Below are 12,704 nucleotides of genomic sequence, written 5' to 3' on the forward strand. Positions count from 1 at the left end.
TCACTCCGCTCCTCAACGCGCCCACTCCGCAAGCTCCCACCCACCCCTCGCTTGGCGCGGTGCATTTGCTTCCGGCTGGTGCCGGGAGTTTCCGGCTGGCGCCGGGATTGCTGGCTGGCGCCGGGCTGTTTCCAACTCGCGCGGGGAGTTTCCACGCTTGCGCCGCGGTGCTTCCCGCTAACGCCGGGCTGTTCCGGCTATCGCCCGGAGTTGCCGGCTGGCGCCGGGATGCTTGCGCCGGGGTTGCCGGCTGGCGCCGGGTTGTCTCCCGCTCACGCCGGGCTGTTTCCGGCTGCCGCCAGTCTGTTCCGGCTACCGCCTGGAGTTACCGGCTGGCGCCAGGATGCCTCCGGCTTGCGCCGGGCTGTTGCCAACTAGCCCGAGGGGGTTTCCGGGCTTGGGCCGGGCTGCTTCCGGCTAACGCCCGGAGTTTCTGGCTGGTGCCGGGGTGCTTCCTCCTGCGCCCGGCTGTTTCCGGCAAAGCCGAGAGTTTCCGGCGGGTGCCGGCGAGCTGGTGCTCGCGGGCGACTGCTAGGTGGATGCGCACCGCACCCGCACTGCGCCGGGCGGGTGGTCTGATGATCCGCAACGGCGGCTGCTTGCTCGGGCGTCGTAAATGTGAGCGACAGGGCAAGACCACGCCGGTAGCCTGGCGAGGCCATGGAGATGCCTGAAATCACGCGCGCGATCGCGGCGACGACGTCCATCGCCTCATCGCTCGGTCTGCCGGTCGAGGACGCAGTTGTTCTGCACAACTCGAACAAGTTGGCGCTGCGATTGAAGCCATGCGAGGTCTTCGCTCGGGTAGCACCAATTGGGCAAGAGGTTGCGCAGCTCGAGATTGAGATCGCTCGGCAGCTGACGGACCTCGGGAGCCCGGTGGTTGCGTTGGAGCCTCGGGTCGACCCGCTCGTGTACACGCGCGACGGCTTCGCAGTGACGCTGTGGACCTACCACGAACCCGTGACCCCCAGCGTCTCCCCGCCCGACTTCGCCAACGCGCTCGAGCGCCTGCACGCGGGTATGCGCAAGATCGACGTACCGACCCCACGGTTCACCGACCGAGTCACCGAGGCCGAGCAGATCGTTGCCGACCCGGACCTTTCGCCCGAGCTGGCCGACGCCGACCGCGAGCTGCTCACCACCAGGCTGGCAAGCCTGCGCCAAGCGATCGACGACCGCGGCGCCCCGGAACAGCTGCTTCACGGCGAACCGCATCCGGGCAACGTGCTCAGCACGAAACGCGGCCCGCTGTTCATCGACTTCGAGACGTGCTGCCGCGGGCCGGTCGAGTTCGACCTCGCCCACGTACCGGAGGAGGTCTGCGCGTCGTACCCAGGCATCGACCAACAACTGCTGGACGACTGCCGCCAACTCGTCCTCGCGATGGTCGCCGCCTGGCGCTGGGATGCCGGCGACCAGTTCCCGAACGGAAGACTCTTCGGCGACGGACTCCTGCACATCCTGCGTGAAGGCCCACCCTGGCCGACCCTCGACCAGGTGACCACTCGGCTCGGCGTTCTGTAGATCAAGCGACTTCCACCACCACTGAAGCAGGCTGTGACGCGATGCCCAGAACCGTCTTCCTCTCCGGGCCGGCCGGCTCCGGCAAGACGACCGTTCTTCGACTGAGCCACGACCAGAAACGCACCATCTGGGGCCGAACCGCCGCGATCGACACCGACCACCTGTTCCTCATGGTCGACCCCGGCTGGGACCTCCCGTACGACGACGCCCGCACCGCACTCGTACTCCGTCAATGCGTCCAGCTCGCGGAATCGTTCTTCGGGGCGGGCTACGAGAACGTCCTCATCGCCGGAAACGCGATCTACGACGCCTTCGACCTGAACCCGGTGCTCCCGGACCTCCTGCGACTCGGCCGGGTCTTCCACTTCTCCCTCGATCCCTCCGAAGAAGCCGTACTGCGGCGGACGGCCGACGACCCGGACCGATCACCGGCCCACCTCCTGAAGGAACTGCACCACTTGCGGGTCAAGAGGTCTCCTTGGTCCGCACCCGTCGACAACTCGAGCCTCACCCCGCTGGAAACACTCCAGAAGGTCGCGCACCTGGTCCAGTCAGGCGCGGGAGAAATCCACGGACCGCTGGCTTCCTGAGCTCGTCAACAGCCTCGCGGACGTCACCAACGAGCGAGCCGAAACCGCCCTGCGGTAGCCCCATGGCCCTAACGAGGCTCGAAGTACTTCCAGGTTTTGCCGTGGTCGGTGCTGGTGATGGTCTGGTTGCCGTTGTACTGCATGCCGTAGACGAAGTCGCCTACCGCGGACAGCTGGCCCAGATCGGGCGGCGGAGTGTACGGGGCTCCGGCACCGGGACGGAGGAGTTCCCGCTTCTTGCCCTGATAGAGCGCGAGCCCCGTCCCGTTGCCGAAAGCAACCGGAGAGGACAGGTACGGAGCGTTCCGGCCGGCCACCGTCGTCCACTGCCGGCCGCCGTCGGTCGACAAGCGCAGCGGCAGCAGGTCACCCGGCGCGCCAGGCTTGCCCGGTGCGCGGGGCTTCATGCCCGGGATCACGACCAGCGTCTTGCCGTCGGGGCTGACGGCCAGTTGGCCGCCGGTCCGTCCCGCGCCGATGATTGAGTGGTCCCAGGTCTTGCCGCGGTCATCGGTCCAGTAGATGTTGCCGACCCCGCTGTTCTTCGCGCCGACCATCCACCACCGTCCGGTGTTGTCGCGGAACGGCTCGTAGGCGTTGTCGACCCCGGGGATCTTCACCTCCCGCAGGACGCCGGTCTCCAGGTTCAGGGCTCGCAATGTGCCGTACGCCAGCAGCACCTCGCCGTCGTCGAACTCGCTGGTCGGCGGAGCCCACCGCAGCTTCTTCTCGATCCGGCCCTGATCGGTCAGGCGGACCATGACGGACTGCGCCCAGGTCGGATCAGTCCCCTTCGTGCTCGTCGGCATCGACAGCGCCAGGGCCTCGTCACCGGCCCGCAGTACGACGTACTGGTTCTTGCGCACCGGCGCTGTCGTGCGGACACCGTCGCGGCTGAGCACCGCGGCGTAGTTCCAGGTGTATCCCGGCTGAGGCAACAACCAGCCCGCCGCCCACCGCGTCGGTGTGGCGAACGCGATGCCGGAAGCGCCCGACTTCTTGTTGTGGATCAGCTTCTCGGCCGCCTGGTCGACCGGGATCGACGCGGGGGTGCCAGCTGTCTTCTCCGTACCGGTCACGTTTCCCAGTGGTAGAACGGCTGCCAGTACCGCGAGGGTCACCGCCGCGACGACTCCCAGCCCGGTCAGCGCGTGTCGACGGCGACGGCGGCGGATGCCCCGGCGCTCCAGAGCCTCGAAGGGCAACGGCTGGACGGTCTCCTGGACGTCCCAGGACAGTTCTTTCAGCTCAGACATGGTTGACCTCCTCGACGTCGTCGGCGAACTCGTGGACCAGCGGCGCCAGGCGGGACCTGCCGCGCGACAGGCGGGCCTTGACTGTCCCCTCCGGGACCCGCAGCTGTACGGCGATCGCGCTTACCGGGAGGTCGACGATGTGGTGCAGCACGATCGCTTCACGCTGTTCGTACGGGAGTTGGCGCAGGGCCTCGACCAGAGCCACCCGGTCCGCGGAGAGTGCGCTCAGAGTGGTTTCAGGGACGCCTGCGCGGGAGAGCAAGCCGTGGAAGCGGTTCGCGCGGCGGTAGCGCCGGCGTACGGCGTTGAGCGCGACTGTGCGCAGCCACGCCTCCGGATTGTCGAGCTGAGCGAACCGGCGGGGTTTCTCGACCGCCTGGACGAAGGCTTCCTGTACGGCGTCTTCAGCCTCGCCCAGGTTTCCGCAGATCGCGAACAGCTGCCCGACAAGCCGCCGGTAACACCCCTCGTACAACTCGCGCACCATGTCGCCGTTAGCCATCACCACTCCCCAGATCGGACCCTTGCCAGCACGAGTCCTGGCAGAACGATCCGGTTGCATCACCCGAGCACAATGCCCGAGAACCAGGTCTACGCATGGTGCGGGGGTGCCGTCAGGAAGGTGACGAGCTGGTCGAGGTCCTCGAGCCCGCGGCCAGCAGTCACCATCCCGGCTCATCAGGTGCGCTCGCCCCGACGCGTCCGGGTGGGTGCGCTATCTACCACGCTCACGAAGTAGCGCCTGCATAGCGAGCGTGGGTCTGATCTACAGGACAGGGAAGGTGCGGGTGGCGGATTCGCCGTGTTCCAGGACCTGGGCGGCGGGGCCGAGGAGTTTGGGGTCGGGGTGGGCTACCAGGGTCTTGTCCTTGTCGGTGTAGTCGTACAAGGAGAGGACGTGGCGCATCGCCTCGAGGCGGGCGCGTTTCTTGTCGTTGCTCTTGACCACGGTCCACGGGGCGTACGGCGTGTCGGTGTAATGGAACATCGCCTCCTTCGCCTCGGTGTACGCGTCCCACTTGTCCAGCGACGCGAGGTCAGTGGGTGAGAGCTTCCACTGCCGGACCGGGTCGATCTGGCGGATCGTGAAGCGCGTCTGCTGTTCGGCGCGCGACACCGAGAACCACAGCTTGACCAGCAGGATCCCGGACCGCACCAGCATCCGCTCGAACTCCGGCGCCTGCCGCATGAACTCCTCGTACTGCTCCTGCGAGCAGTACCCCATCACGTGCTCGACGCAGGCGCGGTTGTACCAGGAGCGGTCGAACAGCGTCATCTCGCCGGCGGCCGGCAGATGCGCGACGTACCGCTGGAAGTACCACTGCGTCTGCTCGCGTTCGGTCGGCTTCTCCAGCGCCACGATGCTCGCCCCGCGCGGGTTCAAATGCTCCATGAACCGCTTGATCGTCCCGCCCTTGCCGGCCGCGTCGCGGCCCTCGAAGACGATCACGAACCGCTGCTTGGATCGCTTCACCCAGTACTGGAGCTTGAGCAGCTCGATCTGCAGCAGCCGCTTGTCGCGGTCGTAGATCTCCCGCGGCAGCCGCTCGCCGTACGGGTAGCCCTCGCGCCAGGTGTCGACCGGCGTGCCGTCGGCGCGGAGCAGCACGGGGTCGTCGTCCTCCTCGTCCAGCACGCGGAAGCCGAGCTCTTGCACCAGATCAGGAGTGGTCATGGCCCAAGGCTCGGTCCCGCGAATGACGCAGAGGTGAACAGGTCAGCGCCGGCGCAGCTTGACCGTGGAGTCGCGTCGGGTGATCGGTACGCCGTCGCGCAGGACCTGCCCGCGGTCGTGTTCGCGGCTGACCAGCGTCTCCCACGCGCCGGCGGGCAGGGCGAGGCTGTCGATGACCTCGTCCGGTGCGGGAAAGTGGATGTCGGGGTGCGGGTTGTGCTCGTCCGACGGGAACCCCATGTGCCCCTCGATCAGCAGCACTCCCCCGGGCGCGACGGCGGCGGCCGCGCTGCGCAGGATGCCGTCGCGCGGCAGTTCCGTCTTCGAGTGCAGGAACTGCGCCGACACGAGATCGAACTCCCCGTGCGGGAACGACGCGCCGAGCTCGTGCTGCTGCCAGTCGATCCGGTCGGCCACGCCGGCGTCCTCGGCATGCTGTACGGCGCGCCGCAGCGCGACCGACGAGATGTCGACCGCGGTCACGGTCCACCCTTGCCGCGCGAGCCAGATCGCGTCGGCGCCCTCGCCGCAGCCGAGGTCGAGGGCCCGGCCCGGCGTCAGCCCGGACACCTCGTCCACGAGGACAGCGTTTGGTTTGCCGCTCCAGATCTGGTCGTGCTCCGCGTAGAACGCGTTCCAGTAGTCCTCGGGGAGTTGTTCCGTCGTCATACCGACGATCGTGCGCCGACCCTGCCGCGAGGAGCAAAGAGGTTTGCCAAGTCGGCAATCAGGTGTCGCGAACCGGCAGTGGTTCCGCCTTGCCGACCACGAACGCGTACGTCAGCGCGCCGATCACCGCGACCGCGCCGGCCACCGCGAACGCCGGCAGGTACGACCCGTGGTAGATGTCGAGCAGCAGCCCGAAGACGTACGGGCTGATGATCCCGGCGATGTTCGACGCGAAGTTCTGGATGCCGCCGATCGACGCGACGTGCCGCGACGACGGCGCCACGTCGCCGGGCAGGGACCAGATCCCGGTCGCCGCGATCGCCAGGCTCGCGTACGAGATCGCCAGGAACAGCAGCGCGACGTACGCCGACTTCGCCGGCGCCGCGAACACGATCACCGCGCCGCCGAGCAGCCCGCCGACCATCACGGCCTTCCGGACCCGGGTCACGTCCGCGCCGGCCCGGATCCGCCGGTCGGCGACGATCCCCGCGATCCAGCCGCCGGCGATCGCGGTGATCCCGGGCAGCGTGCCGAGCGTGCCCAGCTCGGCCAGGTCGAGGCCGCGTGCGTCCTTCAGGTACGACGGGAACCAGGTGAGGAAGAAGTAGATGACGAAGTTCAGGCAGAAGAAGCCGAGCATCATCCCGCGGATCGTGCGGTACTTGAACAGGTCCCGCCAGCGCATCTGCGCCGCGGCCTCGTCGTCGTTGTCCTCCAGCCGCGCGCCGTTCTCGGCGATGTAGGCGCGCTCCTTCGCGTTCGCGTGCCGGTGCTCCATCGGGTCGCGGTAGTACCAGTACCAGACCGCCGCGAGCATGATCCCGAGCACGCCGAGGACCACGAACGAGAAGTGCCAGCTCACCAGCGCGATCAGCCCGGTCACGACCGGCAGCGACAGCACCGTCCCGACCCGCGAACCGGAGTCGATCACCGCGGTCGCGAACGCCCGCTCGTGCTGCGGAAACCACCGCGACGCCGCCTTGGCGGCACTCGGGTACGCCGGCGCCTCCCCCGCGCCGAGCGCGAACCGGAACGCGAACAGCGACCAGAACCCTCGCGCCAGCGGAGTGAGCGCAGTCACCACGCTCCACCACAGCGCGGCGAACGTGAACGCCTTACGCGAGCCCACCTTGTCGGCGAACCAGCCCGCCGCCAGCATCGCCCCGTCGTACGCCCAGAAGAACGCGCCGAGGATCAGGCCCTTCTCGGCGTTGCTGAGCTCGAGGTGCAGATCGTCCTCGATGAACGGCAGCGCCACGCTCAGGTTCGCGCGGTCCAGGTAATTCAGTGAGAGTCCGACGAATGCCAGCCCTAGGATCAGGTACCTCGTCCGGCTGGCTCCTGGTGGAGCTTTCACAGTGGTCATGGCGGTCACCCGACTGGAGCGGTGGGGCGGGGAAGGCATACGCAGAGCCTCCAATCGACAGCGGATCGTGGCACGCTACCCCGGACGCCATCTTTGTGCAGACAAACGTTTCATCCAGTGGAATGAGGGTGCAGTGATCGAGGACGGCGAGGAGATCCCGCTGCTCGGCGGCGACGTGACCGAGGGCCTGGTTCGCGTCGGCGACACCGTACGGCGGCCGCCCGGCGAGCGGGCCGAGCTGGTCCGGGACGTGCTGCTGTATCTGGAGAAGGTCGGGTTCGACGGCGCGCCGCGGTTCCTCGGCATCGACTCGGCCGGCCGGCAGGCGCTCACGTACGTCGAGGGCGAGGTTGCCGGACGCCCGCGACCGTCGTGGATCGCGGACGAGGAGCGGATGGCTTCGGTCGCGCGGTTGCTGCGTGCGTACGACGACGCGGTGGAAGGGTTCGGCATGCCGGAGAACCTGCCGGCGCCGATCGAGCCGCCCGGGCTGCCGGAGCTGGACGACCCGCCGGAGCTGGTCGGGCATCAGGACGTCACGCCGGAGAACGTGGTCTTCCGGGACGGTCGCGCGTACGCCCTGATCGACTTCGATCTCGCCCGTCCGGTGAGCCGGGCCCGCGAGTTCGTGAACCTGATGCTGTGGTGGGCCCCGCTCGGCGCCGAGGAGGATCTCGATCCCGAGTTCCGCGGGCTCGACCGCCCACGCCGCTGCCGGCTACTGGCCGACGCCTACGGCCTGTCCACCGCCGACCGTGCCCGGGCGCTCGAGCTCACCATCGCGCTGAACGAGCGCGCCTGGCACACCATGAAGTACCGGGCCGAAACCCTCGGCGGCGGCTGGCAACGCATGTGGTCCGAAGGCGTAGGCGACAAGATCGGCAACCGCACAACCTGGCTCGAGACCAACGCCGACACCCTCACTTCCGCTCTGCTCGCCTGACTCGACGGGTTGGTTGCCCGAGGCCACTACCTCGGGCAACCAGCCTGGTCAGCGGGTGATCTTCACCTCGGCGCCGGTCTTGGCGCTCTCGTAGATCGCGGTCAGCATCCGGGCCATCTCCAGGCCCTGCGCCGCGGTGGCGTCGGCCGGGATCTCGCCCCGGCAGATGCTCAGGAAGTGGTCGATCTGGTTCGCGAACCCGACCTTGAAGTCGAACCCGAGCGAGTCGATCTGCGGCTGGACGTGCAGCAGCGTGTCGTGCCGCTCGGTGACCATCAGCAGCTGCGGCTCGATCTCCGCGCCGCCCTTGTCACCGTGGATCCGGACGCTGATCTCGTTACGCGCGTGCAGCGAGAACGACGTGTCCACGTCGAGGACCGCCCCGCCCTCGAAGCGGATCTGCGCGGTCGCGTAGTCCTCGACCGTGTTCGGCCGGGCCGCCGACGCGGCCTTGTACCGGGTCAGGTTCTGGATGTTGTCGCGGGCGCCCAGCGGGGCGAACGTCGCGCCGGACGCCGACACCGCCTTCGGCATCCCCATCAGGTACCAGCACAGGTCGATGATGTGGACGCCGAGGTCGATCAGCGGACCGCCGCCGGACAGCTCCACGTCGCCGAACCAGCCGCCCGGGTTGCCGGCCGTCCGCAGCAGCGTGGCCCGCGCCGCGTAGATGTCACCGAACTCGCCCGCGTCCAGGAACCGCTTTGTGACCAGGGCGTTCGGCGCGTACCGGCGCACGTACCCCACCTGCAGCGCCTGGCCGGTCTCCTCGACCGCCTTCACCAGCGCCTCGGCCTCCGGCACGTTCACCGTCATCGGCTTCTCGACCAGTACGTTCTTGCCCGCCCGCAGCGCCGCCTCGGCGATCGGGGCGTGCAGGGTGTTCGGCACGCAGACGCTGACCGCGTCCACGTCCGGGTCCGAGAGGATCTCCTGGAAGTCCCCGGTCACCCGCGCCACGCCGAACTGCTCGCCGCGCGCCTTCGCCCGCTCGAGGTCGACGTCGCAGACGGCGACCAGCTCGGCCCGGTCGTTGGCCTGGTACGCCTTCAGGTGCTCGACGGCGATCGAGCCCAGCCCGATCACCGCAATCCGCGTCGTCATGTCACGCCACGCTTTCGTTCAGTCGGATGATGTTCGCGAGCGAGCGCTCGATGGCGGGCAGCGGCGCCTCCATACCCTCGAACTCCAGGCTCACCGGTACGTCGGGCTTGGTCGCGACGAGCGCCAGCAGACCGGGGATGTCGACGTCGCCGTGGCCGGTGACCGTGCCGAGCAGGTAGTCGCCGGCCAGCGTCTTCAGCCAGCCCTCCCCTGCCGAGCGGCGGATGTGGAAGTCCTTGATGCCGATGGACGCGGCGACGTCGATCAGCCCGGCGGCGGTCTTGCCCGGCACCTCGCCGACGCACAGGCCGTTGCCGAGGTCGAGCGTGACCCGGAAGTTCGGGCGGTCCACGGCGTACACGAGCCGGGCCAGCCGCTCGCTGCCGTTCATGAAGAAGCCGTGGTTCTCGATCGTCGACACGATGCCCAGGTCCGCGGCGTGATCGGCGACCGCGCGGCAGCCTTCGATGACCTGCGCGAAGGTCGACTCGAACTCGCCCGGGTCCTGCTCCCGCCACGCCCACGGTGCGACATCGTGCCGGAAGACCGTGGCGCCGAACGCGTGCGCGACGTCCAGCTGCCGGCGGAGACGGTCGACCTCGTTGCTGTCGGCGGACCGCAGGTCGCCGCTGACCAAGTAGTTCACGATCGGTACGCCGATCTCCTCGGCGTGCTTGGCCGTGTCGCGAACGACGGCCTCGTTCTCCAGGTAGTACTCACCGTCCATCGCGGCGATCTCGATATGCCCGGCCGGCGAGGCCGCGACCCAGTCGAGCACGCCGATCAGGTCCATCTCGCCGCTCGTCATGAGCTGGCGGAAACAGTACGAACTGACTCCGAGCTTCACTTTTCAACTCCGATGTGGGTGTGGAACTTCAAGGTGGAAAGGCCACCGGAACGGTGACATTTCAGAAACTGTCGGTCCATCGTGGTGAGGTTCCTTCCATGACGACGCCGAGCTCAGGTGATGCAGGTGAGGCCGGGGAGACTGCGCGTGCGAGGTACACATACCGATTGCGGGCGTCGTCGACTGCCGCCGACGCACTTCTCCGCGAGTGGGATCGTTGTCGCTGGGTCTGGAACGAATGCGTCGCGAAAGCCCGGCAGACCTATCTGAGCAACCGGACCGCCCCCGACCACAAGTTGACCTGCGGCGCGGCGCAGCTCGACAAGATGCTGACGCAGGCCCGCGCTCGCATGCCCTGGCTGTCCGCCGGGGCGAGTGTCCCTCAGCAGCAGACGATCAGGGACTTCGCCAAGTCGAGAACGAAGGCGTTGAAAGACATCAAGGACAGGGTGCCGGCGCGGCAGCGCGCTGGCATGCCTCGCATGAGGAAAAGGCGGGTTGCACGCCCGACCCTGAACTACACAAGAAACGGCTTCCGGCTGAAGAGCGGGCGCCTGCATGTGTTCCGTGACAGCCTGGGGCACTGGTACGCGGCGTTCGTCGTGTCCGCGCAGATCGATCCGCTGCCGGCCACCGGACGGGTGATTGGCGTGGACTGGGGTGTCAGTGAAACCGCGACCACCACCTCCGACGCCCACGACTTGCCGCACGCGCAGCACGGCAAGACCGCCGCCAAGCGGCTCGCACGGCACCAACGCGCCATGGCTCGCAGGAAACCGGTCAAAGGACAAGCGGCGTCGCGCCGGTACCGAGCCATGAGACATCAGGCTGCGAAGCTGCAGAAGAAGGTCGCGAGACAGCGACAGGACACCGCTAGGAAATGGGCGAAAGCAGTTGTTCGCGACCACGACGTCATCGCAGTCGAAGACTTCCGGCCGAAGTTCCTCGCCACATCGTCCATGGCCCGGAAGGCTGCCGACGCGGCGATCGGCGCGACGAAGCAGGCCCTGCTCGAGATGGGCCGAAAGCACGGGCGCGATGTGCGTCTCGTGAATCCCGCGCACACCACAATGGACTGCGCGGCGTGCGGTGCGAGAGCCAAGCACGCACTTCCCCTTTCCGAACGTACCTATACCTGCCTGTCGTGCGGTGCTGTGTCGTCGAGAGACAAGAACTCCGCTCGAGTGATGCTGGTCCGGGCTGGTCTGTCCCCGGCTGGTGCTGACGGCGTAAGACCCAGCGCAGCGCCGCTGTCCGGGCAGCCCGAGCCAGAAATTTCCTCTCCTGCGGGGAGGAAAGCAGTCAATTGGTGGTCCTCTCCACTTCGTGAGTGATGTGGGTCCACGGACCGGGATAGTCGTGGACCCCGTAGATCGCTGAGCTGCACCGGTCGAACGCGTTGCCGACCGCCCCGAGCACCACTGCTTCCCGCCCCAGTGCGGAGGCGACGAAGGGTGGGCGCTCGGGGAAGACCAATTCCTTCTCGACCGCGGCGGCGAGGGGACGCAGCAAGGCGCCGCTGTCCTTCGCCGCTCCGCCGCGGACGACGACGACCTCTGGGTCGATGACCAGCAGGACGGTCGCGATCCGCGCGGCGATCTGCGCGCAGAAGTCCTCGAGCTCCGCCTGCGCGTCGGCGTCGCCGGCGGCGGCCGCGCTCAGGACCTCCGCGCTGGTCGGTCGCGCCGACCACACCAGTTGCCCGCGTTGCGCGTTGCGCGTCCAGCGCATGCCGCGCTGCGCGCCGAGCTCGCCCGCCAGGCGGTGCCGGCCCTGGCGGATGACGCCGTTCAGCACGATCGACATCGACAGCCGGTGGCCGATCTGGAGGTAGACGACATCGGAGTACCCGCGACCGGCGCCGCCGCGCTGCTCCGCGAGCGCGGCCAGCTTGATGTCGTTGTCCACGACGACGGGCTGCCCGAACTCCTTCGCCAACAGCTCTGAGACCGGAAGACCGACCAGTTCGGGCATCGCCAGGCTGGCCCGCAACTGTCCGTCCGCCTCAACCACGCCCGGCAGCCCAACACCAACGGCCCGCAGCCGACCGAGGTCAAGTGCCCCCACCCCCGCCGCACGGTGGTCGGGTATGGGGGAAGCGGCGGCCGCTTCCAGTGCGCGTGGGATCAGCGAGAGTGCGTCGGAGCCGTCGAGCTGGGGCGCCACGTCGGCCCCGCCGCGGGAGGTGCCGCCTGCGCCGGGTGCTCTGTGGGCGCGCAGCGGGCGGGGGGTGGCATCCGCCGGAAGTTCGGCGTACCCGACTCGGCGGCCTGACAGGTCGCAGATGATTGCGCGTGCGCCGCGGGGGCCGAGGTCGACGCCGGCGACGAGACCAGCCTCGCGTACGAAGCGGAAGGCGCGGGCGGGCCGCCCCGGGCCGGCTGTCGCCGGGCTGGTGGACTCGACCAGTCCGGCGTCGGCCAGGTCGTCGAGGACAGCGTGCACGGTGGGTCGCGACAGGCCGGTGGCCTCGCTGATCACCCCCACCGTGCGCGCCTCGTCGGCGTCGGCCATGAACCGCAGGCACGCGACCTGATTGGCCGCCCGCTCCGCCTGGGCGGCTCCGCGTGCAGTGTCCATCGACCCCAACCTATTATGGAACCGGCTTTAATAAAGACGGTAACAGAACGCCCCACGCAACGGCAACGCCCATCTCAGCCCGTCCAGCACGAGTGGATATCCATCCGTGGTGGGGGTTCTCCGCTGGTACAAGAGCGAAGAACCCCA

12 protein-coding genes are annotated in these 12,704 nt (G+C 68.4%); 4 read left to right on the forward strand and 8 right to left on the reverse strand.

The window, feature by feature from the left end; translation table 11 throughout:
- Window positions 1-660: 660 nt before the first annotated feature.
- Window positions 661-1,527 carry an aminoglycoside phosphotransferase family protein gene (locus AB0I12_RS12620; RefSeq protein ID WP_359928523.1) on the forward strand — a complete coding sequence of 289 codons (867 nt, stop codon included), beginning with the start codon at window positions 661-663 and terminating at the stop codon, window positions 1,525-1,527.
- Between the two features lie 41 nt (window positions 1,528-1,568).
- Window positions 1,569-2,117 (forward strand): hypothetical protein, encoded by a 549-nt coding sequence (locus AB0I12_RS12625; protein ID WP_359928525.1) that lies wholly within the window; start codon window positions 1,569-1,571, stop codon window positions 2,115-2,117.
- Between the two features lie 68 nt (window positions 2,118-2,185).
- Here AB0I12_RS12625 and AB0I12_RS12630 read toward each other — a convergent pair whose 3' ends face one another.
- The 5 genes from AB0I12_RS12630 to AB0I12_RS12650 form a co-directional block, all read right to left on the reverse strand.
- Window positions 2,186-3,373, reverse strand: coding sequence for a sialidase family protein (locus tag AB0I12_RS12630; RefSeq protein ID WP_359928528.1), 1,188 nt, complete (start codon window positions 3,371-3,373; stop codon window positions 2,186-2,188).
- Window positions 3,366-3,875 (reverse strand): sigma-70 family RNA polymerase sigma factor, encoded by a 510-nt coding sequence (locus AB0I12_RS12635; protein WP_359928531.1) that lies wholly within the window; start codon window positions 3,873-3,875, stop codon window positions 3,366-3,368. Before AB0I12_RS12635 ends, AB0I12_RS12630 begins: the two co-directional genes overlap by 8 nt.
- Before the next feature lie 264 nt (window positions 3,876-4,139).
- Window positions 4,140-5,048 (reverse strand): polyphosphate kinase 2, encoded by a 909-nt coding sequence (gene ppk2, locus AB0I12_RS12640; protein WP_359928533.1) that lies wholly within the window; start codon window positions 5,046-5,048, stop codon window positions 4,140-4,142.
- Window positions 5,049-5,090: 42 nt separating this feature from the next.
- Entirely contained in the window at window positions 5,091-5,717 is a 627-nt protein-coding gene (locus tag AB0I12_RS12645) for a class I SAM-dependent methyltransferase (protein ID WP_359928536.1), read from the reverse strand.
- A gap of 58 nt (window positions 5,718-5,775) precedes the next feature.
- Window positions 5,776-7,083 carry an MFS transporter gene (locus AB0I12_RS12650; protein ID WP_359928538.1) on the reverse strand — a complete coding sequence of 436 codons (1,308 nt, stop codon included), beginning with the start codon at window positions 7,081-7,083 and terminating at the stop codon, window positions 5,776-5,778.
- Between the two features lie 133 nt (window positions 7,084-7,216).
- On the opposite strand from AB0I12_RS12650, the gene AB0I12_RS12655 reads away from it, so the two are divergent.
- The gene (locus AB0I12_RS12655; protein ID WP_359928540.1) at window positions 7,217-8,026 is read left to right on the forward strand and encodes a phosphotransferase; all 810 of its coding nucleotides are present in this window, start codon (window positions 7,217-7,219) and stop codon (window positions 8,024-8,026) included.
- A 48-nt stretch (window positions 8,027-8,074) separates the two neighbouring features.
- Here the strand turns inward: AB0I12_RS12655 and AB0I12_RS12660 are convergent, their stop codons facing one another.
- Together AB0I12_RS12660 and AB0I12_RS12665 are read right to left on the reverse strand one after the other, a co-directional pair.
- Window positions 8,075-9,130, reverse strand: coding sequence for a Gfo/Idh/MocA family oxidoreductase (locus AB0I12_RS12660; RefSeq protein WP_359928542.1), 1,056 nt, complete (start codon window positions 9,128-9,130; stop codon window positions 8,075-8,077).
- Between the two features lies 1 nt (window position 9,131).
- A complete protein-coding gene (locus AB0I12_RS12665; protein WP_359928545.1) occupies window positions 9,132-9,938 on the reverse strand; it encodes a TIM barrel protein in 807 nt (268 codons plus the stop codon).
- A gap of 137 nt (window positions 9,939-10,075) precedes the next feature.
- Between AB0I12_RS12665 and AB0I12_RS12670 the strand changes: the two genes are divergently transcribed.
- Window positions 10,076-11,311, forward strand: a complete 1,236-nt coding sequence (locus tag AB0I12_RS12670; RefSeq protein ID WP_359928547.1) for a transposase — start codon at window positions 10,076-10,078, stop codon at window positions 11,309-11,311.
- Here the strand turns inward: AB0I12_RS12670 and AB0I12_RS12675 are convergent.
- Window positions 11,280-12,557 carry an ROK family transcriptional regulator gene (locus AB0I12_RS12675; protein WP_359928548.1) on the reverse strand — a complete coding sequence of 426 codons (1,278 nt, stop codon included), beginning with the start codon at window positions 12,555-12,557 and terminating at the stop codon, window positions 11,280-11,282. The genes AB0I12_RS12670 and AB0I12_RS12675 overlap by 32 nt on opposite strands.
- Between the last annotated feature and the right edge of the window lie 147 nt (window positions 12,558-12,704).

Source organism: Kribbella sp. NPDC050459, assembly GCF_040655315.1.
Taxonomy (GTDB): Bacteria; Actinomycetota; Actinomycetes; order Propionibacteriales; family Kribbellaceae; genus Kribbella.

Bases quoted from the DNA above. Each gene is read 5' to 3' on its own strand.
- AB0I12_RS12620 (WP_359928523.1), top strand. From the start codon at position 661: ATGGAGATGCCTGAAATCACGCGCGCGATCGCGGCGACGACGTCCATC.
- AB0I12_RS12625 (WP_359928525.1), top strand. From the start codon at position 1,569: ATGCCCAGAACCGTCTTCCTCTCCGGGCCGGCCGGCTCCGGCAAGACG.
- AB0I12_RS12630 (WP_359928528.1), bottom strand. From the start codon at position 3,373: ATGTCTGAGCTGAAAGAACTGTCCTGGGACGTCCAGGAGACCGTCCAG.
- AB0I12_RS12635 (WP_359928531.1), bottom strand. From the start codon at position 3,875: ATGGCTAACGGCGACATGGTGCGCGAGTTGTACGAGGGGTGTTACCGG.
- ppk2 (WP_359928533.1), bottom strand. From the start codon at position 5,048: ATGACCACTCCTGATCTGGTGCAAGAGCTCGGCTTCCGCGTGCTGGAC.
- AB0I12_RS12645 (WP_359928536.1), bottom strand. From the start codon at position 5,717: ATGACGACGGAACAACTCCCCGAGGACTACTGGAACGCGTTCTACGCG.
- AB0I12_RS12650 (WP_359928538.1), bottom strand. From the start codon at position 7,083: ATGACCACTGTGAAAGCTCCACCAGGAGCCAGCCGGACGAGGTACCTG.
- AB0I12_RS12660 (WP_359928542.1), bottom strand. From the start codon at position 9,130: ATGACGACGCGGATTGCGGTGATCGGGCTGGGCTCGATCGCCGTCGAG.
- AB0I12_RS12665 (WP_359928545.1), bottom strand. From the start codon at position 9,938: ATGACGAGCGGCGAGATGGACCTGATCGGCGTGCTCGACTGGGTCGCG.
- AB0I12_RS12670 (WP_359928547.1), top strand. From the start codon at position 10,076: ATGACGACGCCGAGCTCAGGTGATGCAGGTGAGGCCGGGGAGACTGCG.
- AB0I12_RS12675 (WP_359928548.1), bottom strand. From the start codon at position 12,557: ATGGACACTGCACGCGGAGCCGCCCAGGCGGAGCGGGCGGCCAATCAG.